Source organism: Bacillus sp. S2(2024), assembly GCF_050474045.1.
GTDB lineage: Bacteria > Bacillota > Bacilli > Bacillales > Bacillaceae_G > Bacillus_A > Bacillus_A yunxiaonensis.
On record NZ_JBFLUS010000003.1, the window covers coordinates 2,985,297 to 3,003,227 of the forward strand.

The 17,931-nt window shown below is 35.5% G+C and carries 25 protein-coding genes; 10 read left to right on the forward strand and 15 right to left on the reverse strand.

What is annotated here, in order from left to right; translation table 11 throughout:
- Positions 1-164 precede the first annotated feature (164 nt).
- The gene (locus AB1284_RS14935; protein WP_429754113.1) at positions 165-1,331 is read right to left on the reverse strand and encodes an FtsW/RodA/SpoVE family cell cycle protein; all 1,167 of its coding nucleotides are present in this window, start codon (positions 1,329-1,331) and stop codon (positions 165-167) included.
- Between the two features lie 139 nt (positions 1,332-1,470).
- Positions 1,471-1,755: a YlaN family protein gene (locus tag AB1284_RS14940; RefSeq protein WP_429754112.1), complete on the reverse strand. Its 285-nt coding sequence runs from the start codon at positions 1,753-1,755 to the stop codon at positions 1,471-1,473.
- Positions 1,756-1,908: 153 nt separating this feature from the next.
- Here AB1284_RS14940 and AB1284_RS14945 point away from each other — a divergent pair, with 153 nt between their 5' ends.
- Positions 1,909-2,406 (forward strand): peptidyl-prolyl cis-trans isomerase, encoded by a 498-nt coding sequence (locus AB1284_RS14945; protein WP_429754111.1) that lies wholly within the window; start codon positions 1,909-1,911, stop codon positions 2,404-2,406.
- 279 nt (positions 2,407-2,685) lie between these two features.
- Here AB1284_RS14945 and AB1284_RS14950 read toward each other — a convergent pair whose 3' ends face one another.
- A complete protein-coding gene (locus AB1284_RS14950; RefSeq protein WP_336483227.1) occupies positions 2,686-4,014 on the reverse strand; it encodes a PhoH family protein in 1,329 nt (442 codons plus the stop codon).
- Between the two features lie 314 nt (positions 4,015-4,328).
- Complete coding sequence (locus AB1284_RS14955; RefSeq protein ID WP_429754110.1) at positions 4,329-4,784, reverse strand: pyridoxamine 5'-phosphate oxidase family protein; 456 nt, start codon at positions 4,782-4,784, stop codon at positions 4,329-4,331.
- A gap of 257 nt (positions 4,785-5,041) precedes the next feature.
- Here AB1284_RS14955 and AB1284_RS14960 point away from each other — a divergent pair, with 257 nt between their 5' ends.
- Positions 5,042-5,242, forward strand: a complete 201-nt coding sequence (locus AB1284_RS14960; protein ID WP_429754109.1) for a YlaI family protein — start codon at positions 5,042-5,044, stop codon at positions 5,240-5,242.
- A 372-nt stretch (positions 5,243-5,614) separates the two neighbouring features.
- On the opposite strand, the gene AB1284_RS14965 is transcribed toward AB1284_RS14960, so the two are convergent.
- The 3 genes from AB1284_RS14965 to typA form a co-directional block, all read right to left on the reverse strand.
- The gene (locus AB1284_RS14965; RefSeq protein WP_429754108.1) at positions 5,615-5,890 is read right to left on the reverse strand and encodes a hypothetical protein; all 276 of its coding nucleotides are present in this window, start codon (positions 5,888-5,890) and stop codon (positions 5,615-5,617) included.
- A 14-nt stretch (positions 5,891-5,904) separates the two neighbouring features.
- Positions 5,905-6,207, reverse strand: a complete 303-nt coding sequence (locus tag AB1284_RS14970) for a YlaH-like family protein (RefSeq protein WP_429754107.1) — start codon at positions 6,205-6,207, stop codon at positions 5,905-5,907.
- Between the two features lie 173 nt (positions 6,208-6,380).
- Complete coding sequence (typA, locus tag AB1284_RS14975; RefSeq protein ID WP_429754106.1) at positions 6,381-8,225, reverse strand: translational GTPase TypA; 1,845 nt, start codon at positions 8,223-8,225, stop codon at positions 6,381-6,383.
- Positions 8,226-8,366: 141 nt separating this feature from the next.
- Here typA and AB1284_RS14980 point away from each other — a divergent pair, with 141 nt between their 5' ends.
- The gene (locus tag AB1284_RS14980; protein ID WP_098305653.1) at positions 8,367-8,546 is read left to right on the forward strand and encodes a DUF5325 family protein; all 180 of its coding nucleotides are present in this window, start codon (positions 8,367-8,369) and stop codon (positions 8,544-8,546) included.
- A gap of 67 nt (positions 8,547-8,613) precedes the next feature.
- Here the strand turns inward: AB1284_RS14980 and AB1284_RS14985 are convergent, their stop codons facing one another.
- Together AB1284_RS14985 and AB1284_RS14990 are read right to left on the reverse strand one after the other, a co-directional pair.
- A complete protein-coding gene (locus tag AB1284_RS14985; RefSeq protein ID WP_429754105.1) occupies positions 8,614-9,402 on the reverse strand; it encodes an inositol monophosphatase family protein in 789 nt (262 codons plus the stop codon).
- A gap of 88 nt (positions 9,403-9,490) precedes the next feature.
- The gene (locus AB1284_RS14990; RefSeq protein WP_035429204.1) at positions 9,491-9,679 is read right to left on the reverse strand and encodes a hypothetical protein; all 189 of its coding nucleotides are present in this window, start codon (positions 9,677-9,679) and stop codon (positions 9,491-9,493) included.
- A gap of 206 nt (positions 9,680-9,885) precedes the next feature.
- Here AB1284_RS14990 and AB1284_RS14995 point away from each other — a divergent pair, with 206 nt between their 5' ends.
- A complete protein-coding gene (locus AB1284_RS14995) occupies positions 9,886-10,512 on the forward strand; it encodes a YktB family protein (protein ID WP_429754104.1) in 627 nt (208 codons plus the stop codon).
- Positions 10,513-10,594: 82 nt separating this feature from the next.
- Here the strand turns inward: AB1284_RS14995 and AB1284_RS15000 are convergent, their stop codons facing one another.
- Positions 10,595-10,864, reverse strand: a complete 270-nt coding sequence (locus tag AB1284_RS15000; RefSeq protein ID WP_336483235.1) for a UPF0223 family protein — start codon at positions 10,862-10,864, stop codon at positions 10,595-10,597.
- 563 nt (positions 10,865-11,427) lie between these two features.
- Between AB1284_RS15000 and AB1284_RS15005 the strand changes: the two genes are divergently transcribed.
- On the forward strand, positions 11,428-12,912 hold the full coding sequence (locus tag AB1284_RS15005; protein ID WP_429754103.1) for an aminotransferase class I/II-fold pyridoxal phosphate-dependent enzyme: 1,485 nt from the start codon (positions 11,428-11,430) through the stop codon (positions 12,910-12,912).
- Positions 12,913-13,198: 286 nt separating this feature from the next.
- Positions 13,199-14,029, forward strand: coding sequence for a protein-glutamine gamma-glutamyltransferase (locus AB1284_RS15010; RefSeq protein ID WP_429754102.1), 831 nt, complete (start codon positions 13,199-13,201; stop codon positions 14,027-14,029).
- A gap of 31 nt (positions 14,030-14,060) precedes the next feature.
- On the opposite strand, the gene AB1284_RS15015 is transcribed toward AB1284_RS15010, so the two are convergent.
- Positions 14,061-14,192 carry a GapA-binding peptide SR1P gene (locus tag AB1284_RS15015; RefSeq protein ID WP_098305665.1) on the reverse strand — a complete coding sequence of 44 codons (132 nt, stop codon included), beginning with the start codon at positions 14,190-14,192 and terminating at the stop codon, positions 14,061-14,063.
- A 200-nt stretch (positions 14,193-14,392) separates the two neighbouring features.
- Entirely contained in the window at positions 14,393-14,689 is a 297-nt protein-coding gene (locus tag AB1284_RS15020) for a DUF3055 domain-containing protein (protein ID WP_429754101.1), read from the reverse strand.
- A 136-nt stretch (positions 14,690-14,825) separates the two neighbouring features.
- Here AB1284_RS15020 and AB1284_RS15025 point away from each other — a divergent pair, with 136 nt between their 5' ends.
- Positions 14,826-15,218 (forward strand): DUF1885 family protein, encoded by a 393-nt coding sequence (locus AB1284_RS15025; protein ID WP_429754100.1) that lies wholly within the window; start codon positions 14,826-14,828, stop codon positions 15,216-15,218.
- On the opposite strand, the gene AB1284_RS15030 is transcribed toward AB1284_RS15025, so the two are convergent.
- Complete coding sequence (locus AB1284_RS15030; RefSeq protein ID WP_429754099.1) at positions 15,215-15,451, reverse strand: hypothetical protein; 237 nt, start codon at positions 15,449-15,451, stop codon at positions 15,215-15,217. The two genes, AB1284_RS15025 and AB1284_RS15030, sit on opposite strands and share 4 nt — an antisense overlap.
- 217 nt (positions 15,452-15,668) lie before the next feature.
- Here AB1284_RS15030 and AB1284_RS15035 point away from each other — a divergent pair, with 217 nt between their 5' ends.
- From AB1284_RS15035 to AB1284_RS15045, 3 genes are read left to right on the forward strand one after another with little or no spacing between them, the layout of a single operon-like run.
- Entirely contained in the window at positions 15,669-15,806 is a 138-nt protein-coding gene (locus AB1284_RS15035) for a hypothetical protein (protein WP_429754459.1), read from the forward strand.
- Complete coding sequence (locus AB1284_RS15040; protein ID WP_429754098.1) at positions 15,763-15,990, forward strand: DHHW family protein; 228 nt, start codon at positions 15,763-15,765, stop codon at positions 15,988-15,990. Before AB1284_RS15035 ends, AB1284_RS15040 begins: the two co-directional genes overlap by 44 nt.
- Positions 15,981-16,994, forward strand: a complete 1,014-nt coding sequence (locus AB1284_RS15045) for an IS1595 family transposase (RefSeq protein WP_429754097.1) — start codon at positions 15,981-15,983, stop codon at positions 16,992-16,994. The genes AB1284_RS15040 and AB1284_RS15045 overlap by 10 nt, the downstream gene beginning before the upstream one ends.
- Before the next feature lie 28 nt (positions 16,995-17,022).
- Here the strand turns inward: AB1284_RS15045 and AB1284_RS15050 are convergent, their stop codons facing one another.
- Entirely contained in the window at positions 17,023-17,424 is a 402-nt protein-coding gene (locus AB1284_RS15050) for a group-specific protein (protein ID WP_429754096.1), read from the reverse strand.
- Positions 17,425-17,609: 185 nt separating this feature from the next.
- Entirely contained in the window at positions 17,610-17,786 is a 177-nt protein-coding gene (locus AB1284_RS15055) for a hypothetical protein (protein WP_429754095.1), read from the reverse strand.
- Positions 17,787-17,931: the final 145 nt, after the last annotated feature.

Genomic DNA, 17,931 nt, shown 5'->3' on the forward strand with positions numbered 1-17,931 from the left:
GTCTCACAAAATTAGTATAGCATAAATTTCAAGAAGCAACCAAGCCTTTTATAAACACATTTGATTAAATGTGACATACTATTTTGTTAAAAACCATCTGAATAAGTTCTTTTTTTGTGAAATTATGCAAAAAAAGAAGCTTTGTACACTTATACAAAGCTTCTTTATTTTACAACAACGAGATGTCTCTCTTGTTTAGGCTGTTGCTCAACTCTTATTTCTTGTTGTTTTACAGAACTAGCTACATTTAACAAAATCCCCATTGCTAGTAAATTCGCTAATAAAGAACTTCCTCCGAAACTGATAAACGGAACCGGTACACCAGTAAGAGGCAATAACCCTGTAATTCCACCTAAATTTACAACAGTTTGCACACCTATCATACTTCCTATACCAATCGCCAAAAAACTCCCAAATGGATCTTTACATTTTTGAGCAATTCGGAAAGAACGAATTACAATCACTAATAATGCGATTAAGATAATCGCCACGCCTATAAAACCAAGTTCTTCCGAAACGATTGCCATAATAAAATCTGTATGCGGCTCTGGTAAATAGCCGTACTTTTGAATGCTATTTCCTAATCCTCGTCCACCAACTCCACCTGAAGCAATTGCAACAAATGAATTAACCAATTGGAAGCCTTTACCTTGCGGATCATTAAAGGGATTGATTGCTGTTGTAATTCGGGCAATCTGAACAGGTGATAAACTATGTTTACCAATAAAATATAATAGCGGTGCCCAAATAACAGATGAAAAAGTCACACGCTTTAGCCAGCGTCCAATTTGTATACCCGAACAGAGGAACATAATTCCAACTGTCCCTAAAATTAACAAAGCTGTTCCTAAATCTGGCTGCTTATAAATTAATAAAAAGGTTAAAAGTAAAAAAATAGCCGTACTACCTGCTCCATGCCAAATTGGTGTATTCGTCTCTTGACGTTTTGCCAAAAAGCGAGCTGATACAATGATAACACCAACTTTAATAAACTCAGCTGGTTGCATTCCAAATATCCATGCTTGAGCATTGTTTACAACCTTTCCTTTCCACAATACTAAACAGAGCATTAGAATACTACCAAAAACAATAAAAACGTTAACAATTCGTTTTCTCCAGAATTGAAAAGGAAGGGACATAACAACACATAATATGATTGTCCCTAGTATTTGTTTATTAAGTTGCGAACGAAAAAAGTAATCGCTCGCGTATCCATATTTTGTAATCGCAACGATAGAACTGGCACTATACACCATAATGACTCCAAGCACGCATACGATAACAAGAGGAAGCACTAAAGAATAATCTATGGACTTCCAAACTCTTTTCATTCAAAATCCTCTTTCTCTTTTCTTTTTTAACAGTTGTATTCCATATGTATTTGTGTTCTTCCTGCTTTTCAGGAAAATCATTTTTTGCACAAAAAAAGCTCAAACTGATTCAGTTTGAGCTCCTTATTTGAACCAGCTATTATTGTTTGTTTGTAAAAGCTTCATGCAGTGCCGATAGCTCTCGTTCTAATTCTCCTAATATTTCCTTACCTTGATCTTCCGCAATGAGACCAAGACGAACCGCAAAATCAACTTCACGGGATAAGCCAAACATTTGTGTATCGAGCACTTCTTCGTATAATGGACATTGCGGCATCGTAAGGTGATCCATTTGCACCTTAATAAGTCTTAGAATTTTCTCTGCATCAGCTTGTAGAAGGGCAAGTGCCTTTTCCTGATGATTTGTTACTGTCTCAGACGTCAAATTGATTCCCTCCGTTTCCGTCCTACTCTCCTATCCTATCTACTAATATTAGCGATAGTTTTCATAAATTGCAATAGAAACATTTCCTGTGACAATTGTCCTTAGTCCTATTATACTGAAAAGTGGGAGTATAAGACAAATGGGGGAACAATAATGAGTGAAATATTATTTATTAACGGAAATGTACGCTTTCCAATTACAATTGATCCAAGTGTCTGGATTTTTGATGATCGAAAAGTAGACTTAACAACATACTTTACAAATCCACAAGAAACAAAAAATGAATTAGCACATTATACTGAGCAAGCATCTAAACATTGGGATCGTGAAATTAGAGAAGGAGCTATTTTCCCGCCTGTCAATAAAAGCATTGCAAGATTTGAAAAAGAGAAAATTATTACAGGGACATTCGGTATACCATTCTTACCTTTTTTACAAAATACTGAAATTTCCAGCGATGCAACTCATGTAGAAATTCATACAGAAACCGGCATTACAACTATTCCATTACAAAAAGCAAAGGATGCTATTCTCGGCTTTTCTAAAAACGGAAAACCGCTAAAAGAAGATGGTCCTGTTCATCTTTATTTTGGAGATAGCTCTAATGTCAATGATCCAATTCGATATATCCGAAAGTTTACCATTGTGTAAAGTGAAACTTCCATCAGTGGGGGTTTTTTTATTCCCCACTGATGGTTAGCTCTCACCAATCGGGCGCATGCCAGCAGTTATCCCCTACCTATCTTCTGTAGAAAAGCGTAAGCGGCTCGCCCAGAATCGCAGGACGCCCGCCTCCTCGGACGAGGCGAAACGATCGGAGATTTTAGTCACTAGGGCCGGACAACGATTTTCTCTCATCCTTGAGGTGGTGGGGCTTACTGCCAGTTAATGTGGGATAAACAAAAAAGAGTGGCTTTTCACCACTCTCCCCTACAATAAATCCGCTGCTAGTTGTGCTAAATTAGAACGCTCACCTTTCACAAATTTCACATGTCCACTAATTTTTTGTTCTTTAAACTTTTCTACCACATATGTTAAGCCGTTATTATATTCGTCTAAGTATGGATGGTCAATTTGTTGCGGATCTCCCATTAAAACAATTTTACTTTTCTCTCCAACACGCGTTAGGATTGTCTTTACTTCATGTTTTGTTAAATTTTGAGCTTCGTCTATAATAATAAACTGCTCTGGGATACTCCGTCCGCGAATATATGTTAAAGCTTCCACTTCAATAGAACCCATCCCCGCTAAAATTGCATCTAATTCTCCAGGTTTTTTTGTATTAAATAAATATTCTAAATTATCGTGAATAGGTTGCATCCAAGGCCTTAACTTCTCTTCTTTCTCTCCTGGTAAATATCCAATATCTTTTCCAACTGGAACAATCGGTCTTGCTACAAGTAGCTTTTTATACATCCCCAAATCTTCTGTTTGCATAAGCCCCGCAGCTAATGCTAATAATGTCTTCCCGGTTCCTGCTTTTCCAGTCAATGTAACAAGAGGAATATCTTCACGTAGTAATAATTCCATCCCCATAATTTGCTGTACATTTCGAGGACGAATCCCCCAAATTTGCTCATTCGGAAAAATAAGCTTTTTCATTTTTTTCCCCGAATGATCAACAATGCCAAGAGCTGAACTAGATCCCCCTAAAGCATCCTTCATCACAATGAATTGATTTGGATAAAAAGGGTGATTTGCAATTTCAGAAAGAGGCAGTTCTCCTTTTTCATAAAAACGATTTAAAATCTCTTTTTGTATGTAATACTCTAAGAAACCCGTATATATATTTTCTACTTCAGTAACGCGATCACTCAAGTAATCTTCAGCTTGTAAACCTAGCGCATCAGCTTTCACTCTTACAAGCACATCTTTACTTACAAGGATGACAGATTTTCCATCTTCTTTTTCTTGCTCTTCTAATGATAAATTTTTGGCAACAGCTAAAATACGATTATCATTTGTTTTCTCTACGAAAATATCTTGTAACTGAACAAATGAACGATGATTTAGCTCAATCCGAAACGTCCCCCCGTTTTCGAGAGGAATACTTTCATGCAGTTTTCCAAGTTCGCGAAATTTATCTATTAGTTTTGATACGTAGCGTGCATTTCTTCCCACTTCATCCATATAACGTTTCTTTGAATCTACTTCTTCTAGCACAACAGCTGGGATGACTACATCATTATTTTCAAAAGAAAAAATAGATAACGGATCCTGCAAAAGCACATTCGTATCTAACACATAAATTTTATTCAACCTTTCCCCCCCTGACTCCACCATAAAATTTGTAGAACAAGGGTTTCATCCATATTATGGACGAACCATTGTTATAATTATATGTACGGTACAAACGAGATAGAATAGAAATCACTTGAAATATAAAGTGAAACTTCCATAAATGGATTTTTTCACCCCCCACTTATAGTGAGTTGAACAAATCAGATATATGCTAGCAGGTACCTCACCTACCTTCTTCGTTTTCTCAAAACCTTAAAGCAAGAGACTTACTACCCGCGATTAATGGGATAAAGAAAAAGGATGAACAACTTTCTTTGCTGCCCACCCTTTTTTCACACATCTTTCATCGCTGATAAAACTTGGTTATCTAATTTTGCTGCAGCGCGAAGATCGTATGTTTTTTCATATTTTGGTTCAATAGCAAGTTTCGCACCGTAAAACATTACGTCACGCACCTCTTGCACAGAAACTTCAATTAACGTTAATTTAAGCGGCACACCTTCCATCCGCTCTGATTTTATAATCGCTTCACCACTAATAGAATATACAGATTCATTCGCCATAACGGTAAGAACCAGTCCTGCATGATGACGTAAATTCTCTACAATGCGCGAGCGTTGATCCACTGCAAAACGGATAGATTTTTCATCCATTGCATATACCCATGAAATTGCATTTACATTTGGAACACCTTTTTCAAAATCAGTCGTTGCAATTGTTACAATACGTTCTTCACGCAACGCTTGCATTAAGATAGCTGTTAATGTTGGTTCTACTATGTTTGCCATATTTCCACCTCCATAATCATCTATACTGATTCCGCTCTAACAGGCAAGAAGACTCCCACTACAAGAAGGTGGGACTATACCTATACGGTTCAACTAACCATCAGCAAGAATTCAAGCTCCTTGCTAATAGTTGTTTCACTTTATATAATAACCTATTTTTCGAATTGCGAAAATATTTATTTTTTCTTCTATAGTTCAAAAATATCTAACACACATGATATACTAAAGTACGATAGAACTTGTGCTGAGGTGACGAAATGAGAGTCAAATGTATTCTTTGCGATAAAAAAGAAGATTTAAATGACGAAAATCCAATAGCGAAACGGCTTCGTAACCGTCCTATTCATACATATATGTGCAAACAATGTACCGATCGTATTACAGAACGTACTTTGGAACGAAAAGCAACAGGGCACTTTAGACTGTATCGCGATAAAACAATAGAGGATGAATGGTAATCTACTAAAAGGAGTATATGCTGTAATTACAAGTAGAATAACTATAGAAATTTTACTAAAAATAATTGCGCATATCATATAATACCTGTCTTTATTGTAGACTTTATTCCTATCGTTAGGGCCATTCGTTTTCCTAGATAACTTTTCTCTTTACCACCTTTCTCTATTCCTCTTAAACAATGGTAATAATAAAATGAAACTTCCATCAGTAGTTTTTTCATCCCTCACTAATGGTTAGTTGGACCACTCAGGCCCTTGCTATCCGAAATATAAAAACAAACATCACTCTATAGTAGACTGATGGCCATTTACTATGTGACGCGATAACTATGTGCACCATATAAATAAGCTCTTATCAAATATGATAAGAGCTTATTTATATTTTTCCGGCTCACGATTCATCTGATCTAAAAAACAATCGATCAGTTCAAGTGGAAACCGAGTTGATTTCTTTTCCCCTTCTTTTTCATATGTAACAAAATACATATCTTCTTTTTTTTCTACCGTAACATGTTTCAACTGATAATCTTCAAGTAACATATTATGAAAAAACATATATGTTTCTTGCGCAGCCTCATCATATGGGCGAGCTTCTGCAACAATTTTAATCGTTAACCAATTATATAATGCATCTTGCACAAAACGCATTTTACATTACCCCTTTAGCTTGCTTTTTGTTGTTTCGCTTGACGTAAACGTAATTTATACATACCAAGTATAATAATTGCTACAACAAGTCCCTCTCCTATTGGTAGAAAGATAGCAAAAAACGTTAAAATAGTACAACCAAGTATTAATACAGTATAAATTACTACATTCTTTAATAAAGGTAATTTTCTAGCAAACCCTAAATTATAAACAATAATGCTAAATATAATAATGGTACCGTAAAGCAACCACATCCCCACTTCTGGATTGACATCTACATTGTACAACTTTGCAAAAAATGACATTTTTTCAAACACTACACTTTCCCCCTTACTCACGCAGATGAATAACAACTTTTTCTATTTCATTTCCAATTTACCTACTATAAGAGTACCCTGCAAAAAAAGTACTGTCCACAACAAAAATCGAATTTTCAAAAAATAATCACAATAAAAGAGCTGCCTTTTATCAAAAGGCAGCTCTACATTACTTAAGCTTCTACAGATTTCTTTTTCTTAGCAGCTCTTTCGCGCTCACTCTTATCAAGAATCTTTTTACGAAGACGAATTGATTCTGGGGTTACTTCACAGAACTCATCATCGTTTAAGTACTCTAATGACTCTTCTAAAGTCATTAAGCGTGGTTTTTTCATTGTTGAAGTTTGATCTTTCGTCGCAGAACGAATGTTAGTTTGTTGTTTCATTTTTACAACGTTAACTGTTAAATCATTCTCACGTGTATGTTCTCCAACAATCATACCAGCATATACTTCTGTACCTGGTTCAACGAAGATTACACCGCGATCTTCAACTTGCATAATGCCGTATTGTGATGCTTTTCCTGTTTCAAGTGAAACAAGAACACCTTGGCGACGTCCACCAACTTGTCCAGCATGTACTGGTTGGTAGCAATCAAATGTATGGTTTAAAATACCATAACCACGAGTTAATGTTAGGAATTCTGTTGTGTAACCAATTAAACCACGTGCCGGAACCATGAAAGTAAGGCGAACTTGACCGTTTCCGTTATTCACCATGTCTAACATTTCACCTTTACGTGCACCCATTGATTCCATAATAGAACCAGTGTATTCTTCAGGCACATCGATTTGTACGCGCTCTACAGGCTCACATCTTACGCCATCAACCTCTTTAATAATTACTTCAGGCTTAGATACTTGAAGTTCATAACCTTCACGACGCATGTTTTCAATTAAGATAGATAAGTGTAACTCTCCACGTCCAGATACAATCCATGCATCAGGAGATTCTGTATTATCTACACGTAAGCTCACATCTGTTTCTAATTGTGAACGAAGGCGCTCTTCAATTTTACGAGATGTAATATATTTACCTTCACGACCTGCAAATGGGCTGTTATTTACAAGGAATGTCATTTGTAGTGTCGGCTCATCAATACGTAATAATGGCAATGCCTCTTGATGTTCAACTGGACATACCGTTTCACCAACGTTAATGTCTTCCATACCAGAAACAGCTACTAGATCTCCAGCTTTTGCTTCTTCAATTTCTTGACGTTTTAATCCCATGTAACCAAATAATTTTGTTACACGGAATTGTTTTACACTTCCATCAACCTTCATTAATGCAACTTGTTGTCCTACTTTCATTGTACCGCGGAATACACGACCAACTCCGATACGACCTACATAATCATTATAATCAAGAAGCGCTACTTGGAATTGAAGTGGCTCTTCACTGTTATCAATTGGTGCTGGAATATGATCAATAATTGTATCAAATAATGATTTCATATTCTCTTCTTGGTTTGCTGGATTTGAATCTAAGCTCGCTGTTCCGTTCATTGCTGAAGCAAATACAACAGGGAACTCTAATTGCTCTTCGTTTGCACCAAGTTCAATGAATAAATCGATTACTTCATCAACAACTTCATCAGGACGAGCAAAGTCACGGTCAATTTTATTTACTACAACGATTGGAGTTAAATTTTGCTCAAGAGCTTTCTTTAAAACAAATCGTGTTTGTGGCATACAACCTTCATATGCATCAACAACAAGTAAAACACCATCTACCATTTTCATGATACGTTCTACTTCACCACCGAAGTCAGCGTGTCCAGGTGTATCTAAAATGTTAATTTTTTTATCTTCATAATGAATCGCTGTATTTTTCGCTAAAATAGTAATACCGCGTTCTCTTTCTAAATCATTTGAATCCATTGCACGTTCTTCAACGTGTTCATTTGCACGGAACGTCCCCGCTTGACGTAATAATTGGTCAACAAGTGTTGTTTTACCATGGTCAACGTGGGCGATGATTGCTATATTTCGTAAATCTTCTCGTTTTTTCAACATGTCCAACTCCTAGTGTCTTTTTAATCCTTCTCTATTATAAGAGCGAAGGGGATACAATGGCAATCAAAATAAAATCAAGAATGAAAATATAGTTGTATTCTCACTTTTGTGAAAGTACAATGAAATTGGAGGGTGAAATATATGGAACAGATTCAATATCGCTTTTTATTCACGGCTATCATTGGCGTTATTTTTATGATTGGTATAGGAATTATGATTGCTGAGAACAGCCCAATCGGTGTTATTATTTGCATTATCGGTACGATTTTTACAATCGGATACGGATTTATAACAAAACGAAAAATGCGTAAGCTACGATAACAACAAAAAGTAAGAAGCGATTTTCTATGCCTCTTACTTTTTTGTTTTTTCTATGGATTTTATACTCTTATTGTACATATTGCAATACCTCTTCATATACGCCTGGTCTTGCAACAAGAACGCTGCTCTTCTCAATAATTCGAAGTGGATCGCCATTAAAGGTCGTTACTTTGCCTCCAACCTCTTCTACAATAATCATTCCTCCGCCGAAATCCCATGGAGATAACCGAGGCGTCACATACGCATCCAATCTCCCTGTCGCTACATATACCATTTCAAGTGCTGCACAACCATACGAACGTGTTCCCCTTGCCCTTTTTACAAGCTGTGCCATCTTTCTCATATCAAGACGAGGATTATCAGTAAGCCACGTTGCATTTACAGCAACAACCCCTAAAGACACTTGACTTGGCTGCAACAATGGAATTTCTATATCATTACAAAATGCTCCTGCACCTTTTTGGGCATGATATAACTCATCATGAACTGGATCATATACGAGACCAATTTTTCCGATACCGTTCTCATAGATGCCAATTGAAATTGCAAAATTTCGCTTTTGATGAACAAAATTCATCGTGCCATCAATCGGATCAATTAACCACACAATTCCATCTGATGAAGCTAACTCATCTCCATATCCTTCTTCTCCAAGAATATAATGTTCTGGAAAGGTATCTTTAATTTTCTCGATAAAAAACTGTTCAATTTCCCGATCCATATTCGTTACTAAATCCGAGGCATTTGACTTCGTTTCGATAATAAGAGATTGCTTCAACGATGAAACAAGGTGCTGTCCAGCTTCTTTTATCCATTGTTTTGCGTGCACATCAATTTCTTTCCACACCTCTTGCATATTTAAACACTCCGATCTGTACAGTTCACAGAAAAAACGAACCCTTTATAAGGTTCGCACCAACTAAATTTTTATACATACACTATTATTACGCTTCTAATCGAATCATTTCAAGTCTTAACACTTCTAATTTTTTCATACATTCTTCTTTTTTCATATCATCATTTTCCATCATTGCATCATATAGAGTTGCTAATTCATAATCTAGTTCTAAACGCAGCACCGGAATTCTCTTCTCCGCATCTGTTCTTTTTAATGCATTAATTACCTGTCTCATATTCGTTTGCCTCCTCCCAATATTCGTTTGCCCTCAACTAAAATTTACTTAATTTTCTGATTTTTTGTTTTATACTATATTATGTGGGATAAATCATCTATGCAACTAATTTATATTTTTATCTGAAAATTTTTTATAAGCTTCTTTTTTATGAATTGTACAAACTATGCTAGAATAGAAACAAACTAGGAGTTGGAGGAACAACCATGACATCAAAAACTTTCAAAGAAAAAGATTTTACAGTGTTCTCTGTGGATGGTCTAGAAGAAAGAATGGCTGGAATTAAAATGAACATTCATCCGAAGTTAGAAGCACTCGGTGAACAATTTGCTCATTTCTTAACGAAAGAAACAGGTGAATCCTTTTTCTATCATGTAGCAAAACACGCACGTCGTAAAGTCAATCCACCAAACGATACTTGGGTTGCATTTTCAACAAATAAACGCGGATATAAAATGTTGCCACATTTTCAAATTGGATTATGGGGTACACATGCTTTTATATACTTTGGATTAATTTATGAGTGCCCACAAAAAATGGAAGCGGCTCATGCCTTTTTAAAACATTTAAATGATTTAAAAACGAATATACCAAATGATTTCGTTTGGTCCATTGACCATACTAAGCCTGATGTAAAATTTCATGATACCCTTCAATTAGAAGAGTTACAGGAAATGATCGAGCGGCTATCTACCGTAAAAAAGGCAGAGTTATTAGTAGGAATTCATATGCCTCCAGAAGAGTTTACAAATCTTACTGATGAACAATTTATTAAAAAAATCGAAACGACGCTGCACTCACTCCTTACTTTATATAAAATTTGTAATCGATAAAGCAAAACGGACAATACATGTATTGTCCGTTTTTAGTTGTTATTACATTATAACACTTCATAATTTATTTTTCAAAATTTTTTTACATTTTAACAATATCTTCTTCTTCTAAATTTTTCGCCTTTTGAATTGTTCGATAGATGGAATAACCACTCACTTCTTGAAATTCTTTGTCGATTTTCTTTTCTTCTGCTTTCCCTGGTACAATCTCTTTAAAATTGCGATACAAGCTCATAAGATTTTCTCTCTTTAATCCTTTCTCATAAGCTTGTTCAATTGCTTCATAAAATTTAATTACTGCAACCATTTCTTCCGTTGACCAATCATAATCAATTGGATATTGATATTCCATGATAACACCTCATTTATTCCATTTCACCCTAATTTGTATTTGTTCCTCTTCATAATCATAGGTACTATAAAGCGAAACTTTAGTTCGAGCTTTTACGAGCAATAGCTCATATAGCCCCTCTTTATTTTCTCAAAACCATTTGATTTTGGGTATTACTATTGTCGAATATCATGATAATTTCTTGCCCAGTTGGGATATCTTTCATTCTTTCCATCACTTATCTAACCCATACAAGATCATCTTGCTCTATGCTTTAGTACTCCAAGCCATTCTCTTCTGCATCATCCAAGTTAATACACCTAAATTCCTTTTCATAGCCACCCCTCTTTGCATTATACACTATTTCCTGTTTTGCCACGCGTTGATCTTCCTACATAAAAATGATAATTACCATTATTATTTTTCTATACATCTTTCGATATAGGTGATATAATGCTTTTGTTTTGTAGAACATAAAGTGATCCTTCAATTAGTAGTATAGATCTTCTCTCTACTATCGTTTAGTAAAACAGGATAAACATAAAACAAAACTAATAAATATTAATAATAATTAAGAAGAAGGGGTGTATAAGTTGTCCCAATACGAAACACCATTGTTTACTGCTTTAATAGAGCACAGCAAGCGCAATCCAATCCAATTCCATATCCCAGGCCATAAGAAAGGTCAAGGAATGGATCCTGAATTCCGCGAATTTATTGGGCATAATGCATTATCAATTGATTTAATTAATATTGCACCGCTCGATGATTTACATCACCCAAAAGGTATGATTAAACAAGCGCAAGATTTAGCCGCGAAGGCATTTGGCGCTGATCATACATTTTTTTCCGTACAAGGAACAAGCGGAGCAATTATGACAATGGTGATGAGTGTTTGTGGTCCTGGCGATAAAATTCTTGTACCACGTAACGTTCATAAATCTGTTATGTCAGCGATTATTTTTTCAGGTGCAAAACCGATTTTTATTCATCCAGAAATTGATCCAACATTAGGAATTTCACATGGAATTACAATTCCTTCTGTAAAAAAAGCACTTGAAGAGCATCCTGATGCAAAAGGATTACTTGTCATTAATCCAACATATTTTGGTTTTGCAGCCGACTTGCAACAAATTGTCGAGTTAACTCATTCCTATAATATACCTGTTTTAGTGGACGAAGCTCATGGTGTTCATATTCATTTTCATGATGAACTACCAATGTCAGCAATGCAAGCTGGTGCCGATATGGCAGCAACGAGTGTTCATAAATTAGGCGGTTCATTAACACAAAGCTCTATTTTGAATGTAAAAGAAGGGCTTGTAAATGTAAAGCATGTTCAATCTATTATTAGTATGCTTACAACAACTTCAACGTCTTACATTTTACTAGCTTCGCTGGATGTTGCAAGAAAGCGTCTTGCAACAGAAGGACGTGAGATTATTACAAAAACAATTCAATTAGCAGAAAAAGTTCGAAAACAAGTAAATGAGATTGAACATCTATATTGTCCTGGTAAAGAACTACTAGGAACAGATGCCACTTTTAATTACGATCCAACAAAGCTCATCATCTCTGTAAAAGAATTAGGAATTACAGGTCACGATGCCGAGCTATGGTTAAGAGAGCATTATAATATAGAGGTAGAGCTTTCTGATTTATATAATATCTTGTGCCTTGTTACACTTGGAGATACAGCAGAAGAAACAAATTTATTGGTTCACGCTCTGCATGATTTGTCAACTACATTTAAAGATAGTGCAGAAAAAGGCGTACAAGTACAAGTCGAAATTCCAGCAATTCCTGTTCTTGCATTATCTCCACGTGATGCCTTTTATTCTGAAACAGAAGTTGTTCCTTTTGCAGAAGCTGCAGGCCGCATTATAGCAGATTTCGTTATGGTCTATCCACCAGGCATCCCAATTTTTACTCCTGGTGAAATTATTACACAAGAAAACTTAGACTATATTCAAAAAAACTTAGAAGCAGGATTACCAGTACAAGGCCCTGAAGATATGACATTACAAACATTACGTGTTATTAAAGAATATAAACCAATTAGCGAATAACACCCACCCCACTTCATATTTTTGAAGTGGGATTTTTTCTTTACAATCATATCCCTCTTTGTTTTCACAGTATTTTTCTTATGCACTCTTTACTCGCCTATTCATACGATATAAGGTGAAACTTCCATCAGTTTGCTTTTTTTCTGATGGTTAGCCCTACCAATGGGACTCTTACAGGCAATGTCTCTCCTACCTAACTTCTTTATCACATTAAAATTTTGAGGTGGGAGTCTTTACTGTATGTGAGTACAAAAGAAAAAGACCGTAAACGTATAGGTGGGATCTTATGATTGTAATTGGGCGTTCCATTGTACATCCATATATAAAAAATGAAACCGAACCATTCTTTTCGGAAAAACAAAAAATTTTAGAGATAATGACAGGAAATCAAGAAGTATATAACTTTCAAACATTAGATGAGTTAAATTTTGATATAAACATTCGTGTTTATATCATCACTTCTGCCCTAGAGTTATTTCAAAGCGGACTTCAATTCCGTACATTTGGGCAATCTTACTGTAATCCTGAATTTTGGGAACGCACTCATTTAGGGGGATTTCAACTTCGCCCTAATGTGCTACCCTCTTTCGCAATTCGTGATATTTTTGCAAATGGTAAAAAATACGGAACAGAATGTGCAACTGCGATGATTATTATCTTCTATAAGTCACTATTAGCACTATACGATGAAGAAACGTTTAATCGTTTATTTGCAAACTTGCTTTTATATACGTGGGACTATGATAAGGATTTGAAACTAATTACAAAAACCGGAGGAGAAATTGTCCCCGGTGACCTTGTTTATTTTAAAAACCCACAAGTAAACCCGGCAACAATTGAATGGCAAGGAGAGAATGCAATTTACTTAGGAAATTTCTTTTTTTATGGGCATGGTGTCGGTGTAAAAACAGAAAATCAAGTTATTGATTTGCTTAATCAACGACGTATTCCTTTCGCTTTTTTATCAGCATACTTAACAGACTTTCTAACACGTATAGATAGTCGTATGATGAGTCAATTTGCTTCTGCTAAGAAAATACAAACACAACTTGAACTCATTCCGATTCGAGATGATGCCATTATTGCAACAGTTGGTCATACAACTTCAATTCACTAAAAAACGCCTGCATATGCAGGCGCTTCATTATTTATTGGGCTTTAGTATGCTCTTTATGCTCACAATCGCATTTAGAGCTACATTTTCCGTATAATACCGTTACTTTTTCATCCTCAAAATGTGCAATTGTGCTCTCACAAACTTGACATACGATAGTTCCCATTTTAAATTTCCCCCTATTATTGTAATCCCCAAGACCTTTTTTGTAACCGCTTAACTTTCTGTCTTTATTTTAATATGTTATACTTTTTTCGTCAATAGTTTTTAAGTATGACACATTAATTATTTTTTAATTTTATTAGTATGAAACATTTATAATTAAAAAGCAGCCGCATATTTTAAATTACGACTGCTTTTTAACAATTATTCCTCATATTCAGCATGCACAGATGTTGGTGGCAGCAGAAACTTAAAAAACTCCGCAAGATCCGTTGCTTCTTCACTCGTTTTTAATTTAAAGACAGCTTGTAAATGTTGCACATCCTCAATATCATCCTGTCCAAGGAGGGTTGATCGACCAGTTTGCATACAAACAACAAGTGGTTTACCAAAAAACATAGTTGTATACACTACACCAAAATCATACCGAGTCTCATTTGTCATGAAACCAAGAAAGCGGACTTTTGCTTTTTCATGTTCATCATATAATTTCTCAAACACCGTCTCTCGCTCTCCTTTCTTCTTGGTCTTTCCATATTGTATATATTAAACAAAAAAAGGGATATCCCTTTTCAATTGTAAAAAAATTCATAACAATGTTAAAATAGTGATATATCATGTCATTAGGAGGCTTATTATGCAAGACGCATTCATTAAACTTGTCCCAAAGTCAAAACAACAATCTATCTCATTAGACGATGTAAAACAACTCTTTCATTATTATAAAACGATTACAGCTCAAACAGGCCAACAAATAGGCTTTACATACTCAAGTACTGCCTTTCCATACGAAATAGTTGATACATCTGAGACAACTCTCTATTTAAAAGCTAATCATGAACGCTATCATTCTATTTATGTAGGAATAGGTATAGAAAACGAACAATCTTTTGTGCAAATTACATTGCCGCCTTCTGCAACATTTGGGGATAAAGGAAAAGCTAATGAATTTTCTAGATTTCTAGCAAAAAAATTAGAAGGGGAATTACAACTTTTTAATGGAAGAACAATGTACTTTTATAAACGTTAACTAGTAAAAAAGAATAGCTTACTTATAAAAAAAAGCATGCTATTTGCAATAGTGAAAAAAAATGCCTTTTTTCTAGCATGCAATATAATATGAGCAATAACATAAGCTAAATAAAAAAATACAAAAAAGAGCAACACTTTGTAATGCAACTTATCACGGTCCGATAATAATAACACAATTGAAAATCCGCTCCATATAATGAAATGGAGGAATGAAACCACTGTTATTCTCATGGCATTGCCTCCTTTCGCACGTCCTATTATATTACAATATATGGGCACCATATGAAATCATTACATAATATAAAGAAACACACCTTAACTATCCTAAAAATAAGGACAAGTAAGGTGTTTTTTACTTTTTTAATCTAACTATCATATGTAACTAACAGTATATACAGGATTAAAATAAAGTGAAATTTTCATCAGTGATGATACCCATCCCCCGCTGATGAATAACTCTGCAAATTGGATACATGAATTAGTTGCTGGACCAATTGTTCGTTATAATACAATTTCTCATCAATTACATACACGAACTGTTGATGCAGATAAATTCTCCGAAGGAATTCGTCGTTTTATTAATTGATATTCTTCCATTTCTCCAGAAAGAATTTAATCATGAAGAACTAGAAAGTTTATATTTTAAAACAGATCATCATTGGAATATGAAAGGTGCATTTTATGCATATGAATATACAATGAATTATATATCTAATCACTCAAAAATATATAAAAATGATACGGTAAAGGGACGTCATATATGTATTTGAAAGATGCATATGAGTTTGTGAGGCAACTTTCCTTAGAGGAACAAAAGAAATTGCACTTAGCATTAGGGCATGATTTCGAAGATACGGACCCACCAAGTTCCCAATTGATTCGAGACATTCGGGAAACGCGTTTTCATGACGGTCTAGCCTGTGTGCATTGTGGAAGTAAAGCTGTGAAACGTAATGGAACGTATCGTGCTCGCCAACGTTATCTCTGTCATGATTGCGGTCGCAGCTTCAATGACTGCACCAAAAGTCCAATGGCAGGCACTCGTTATCCAAACAAATGGTTGGCTTACATTCAATACATGGTCGAAGGAATCTCTCTTGGAAAGATTGCGGAACATCTTGATATTCATCTTTCCACCGCCTTTTATTGGCGTCATAAGGTATTGTATGCCCTTCGATTGATAGGCTTTCAGCCGTTGCAAGGAATTGGAGAGTCGGACGAAACCTATTTCTTAGAGTCAGAGAAAGGAAAACGTGACATTTCTCATCGAAAAGCACGGAAACGTGGCGGAAGTGCATCCAAACGCGGTATCAGTAAGGAACAAGTTTGCGTATTGGTCGCACATGACTGTAATGGCACCCTCTTGTCTAAAAGGGCAGGATACGGACGCATTACAGCAACGGAAATTGATGAAGTCATGGGTCATCTGTTAGGTGGCTCTCTTTCCCTATGTACGAATGAAGCTACCAACTACAAACGGTTTGCGGAGCTAAAAAGCTTGGAACATCACACAATTAATACTCGCAAGAAAGAATATGAGAAACGTGGCTTGTACCATATACAACATGTCAATAGCTACCATAACCAATTGAAAGGATGGTTATTCCGTTTTCGCGGGGTGGCGACGAAGTATCTAGATAACTATCTCTACTGGCATCAATTCTTGTATAGACGGAAGAAAGCCAAGAAACAAATACAGACAGAGGATATGTTCTTAGAGGGATTCCGACGTGCATCAGGGGTAACAGTAGAAAAAATGGGAATAATTGCATAATAGAGATGGCAAAGTCCATCTCTGGGATTTAACGATTGATAATGTTCTGTTCTGATAATACCAAATCAATACAAGACGATAATTCACCGACAAATGTTTTAACTCCCTTCACATGATAAAAGGTGCTAGTCGTTTCAAAGTCAAGTATGTCAGTATGTTCAGAGTATAAGTAAATTGGTTTTCCTACCCCTAGAGCAATACCGAGCTCTATGTGGCTTCCTTTACCTGCTGGACTCAAAACAATGAGAAAATCGGAATCTAGAACGGCTTGTTTTTCCTGTTCTCCGATTTCTATCAAATCTTTCAATGTATTTGCTCGTTGATTCTTTGTCCAATCATATGTTTGAACAAACCCTTTTTCATTTAATGAAGAAGCAACTGACCTTACTGTATGTATGTTTCCGAAGCTTGAAGCTACATAATATTTCATATCGATGCCTCCTAATAATGAAAAATTTTCCTTTTATTTTAACATATAAATCTATTCTCCTAAAGCAACAATCTTTAAGAACAGAGCCTATTTTTAACATATTTCCGAAAGAAGCCCCCATCTTCAAGCGCGTAACGGACAAAAGCCCAGCGGTAAGGTGGGGATGAATTTCGGTTAGGCATAGCCTAACTGATTTGTAAAAACTTCCAATTGTTTGTATGGTGTATACGCTCCATATCTGACATCTTCACTTGCCTATAGGATTTAGAAGGACTTTGTATGTACTGTCCATGTATTATATCTTGTACGTATACCATTTTTCCTTTAAATCCTGTCACAAATCCTATTTGTCCAAATAACATTTATTGATCTCCATTATCCAACAAAAAAGGTGCTCAATATCAGTTAGTCGAACAAAAAGCTGATATAGTAACGTTTTTATATAATAATACAAATGTTTTGGATGGTATGCTCAAATTCCAAACCATTAAGTAAATAAAATATAAA

What these genes read in the sequence shown, in the direction of transcription:
- AB1284_RS14985 (WP_429754105.1), bottom strand. Translation starts at nt 9,402, where the DNA reads ATGCAAGAGGTGTGGAAAGAAATTGATGTGCACGCAAAACAATGGATA.
- AB1284_RS15035 (WP_429754459.1), top strand. Translation starts at nt 15,669, where the DNA reads ATGAATAACTCTGCAAATTGGATACATGAATTAGTTGCTGGACCAATT.
- AB1284_RS15015 (WP_098305665.1), bottom strand. Translation starts at nt 14,192, where the DNA reads ATGGGAACTATCGTATGTCAAGTTTGTGAGAGCACAATTGCACATTTT.
- AB1284_RS15025 (WP_429754100.1), top strand. Translation starts at nt 14,826, where the DNA reads ATGCAAGACGCATTCATTAAACTTGTCCCAAAGTCAAAACAACAATCT.
- AB1284_RS15040 (WP_429754098.1), top strand. Translation starts at nt 15,763, where the DNA reads ATGCAGATAAATTCTCCGAAGGAATTCGTCGTTTTATTAATTGATATT.
- AB1284_RS14965 (WP_429754108.1), bottom strand. Translation starts at nt 5,890, where the DNA reads ATGCGTTTTGTGCAAGATGCATTATATAATTGGTTAACGATTAAAATT.
- AB1284_RS15055 (WP_429754095.1), bottom strand. Translation starts at nt 17,786, where the DNA reads ATGTTATTTGGACAAATAGGATTTGTGACAGGATTTAAAGGAAAAATG.
- AB1284_RS14990 (WP_035429204.1), bottom strand. Translation starts at nt 9,679, where the DNA reads ATGAGACAGGTAATTAATGCATTAAAAAGAACAGATGCGGAGAAGAGA.
- typA (WP_429754106.1), bottom strand. Translation starts at nt 8,225, where the DNA reads ATGTTGAAAAAACGAGAAGATTTACGAAATATAGCAATCATCGCCCAC.
- AB1284_RS14995 (WP_429754104.1), top strand. Translation starts at nt 9,886, where the DNA reads ATGACATCAAAAACTTTCAAAGAAAAAGATTTTACAGTGTTCTCTGTG.
- AB1284_RS15010 (WP_429754102.1), top strand. Translation starts at nt 13,199, where the DNA reads ATGATTGTAATTGGGCGTTCCATTGTACATCCATATATAAAAAATGAA.
- AB1284_RS15045 (WP_429754097.1), top strand. Translation starts at nt 15,981, where the DNA reads ATGTATTTGAAAGATGCATATGAGTTTGTGAGGCAACTTTCCTTAGAG.
- AB1284_RS14945 (WP_429754111.1), top strand. Translation starts at nt 1,909, where the DNA reads ATGAGTGAAATATTATTTATTAACGGAAATGTACGCTTTCCAATTACA.
- AB1284_RS14935 (WP_429754113.1), bottom strand. Translation starts at nt 1,331, where the DNA reads ATGAAAAGAGTTTGGAAGTCCATAGATTATTCTTTAGTGCTTCCTCTT.
- AB1284_RS15050 (WP_429754096.1), bottom strand. Translation starts at nt 17,424, where the DNA reads ATGAAATATTATGTAGCTTCAAGCTTCGGAAACATACATACAGTAAGG.
- AB1284_RS14980 (WP_098305653.1), top strand. Translation starts at nt 8,367, where the DNA reads ATGGAACAGATTCAATATCGCTTTTTATTCACGGCTATCATTGGCGTT.
- AB1284_RS14960 (WP_429754109.1), top strand. Translation starts at nt 5,042, where the DNA reads ATGAGAGTCAAATGTATTCTTTGCGATAAAAAAGAAGATTTAAATGAC.
- AB1284_RS15030 (WP_429754099.1), bottom strand. Translation starts at nt 15,451, where the DNA reads ATGAGAATAACAGTGGTTTCATTCCTCCATTTCATTATATGGAGCGGA.
- AB1284_RS14955 (WP_429754110.1), bottom strand. Translation starts at nt 4,784, where the DNA reads ATGGCAAACATAGTAGAACCAACATTAACAGCTATCTTAATGCAAGCG.
- AB1284_RS15000 (WP_336483235.1), bottom strand. Translation starts at nt 10,864, where the DNA reads ATGGAATATCAATATCCAATTGATTATGATTGGTCAACGGAAGAAATG.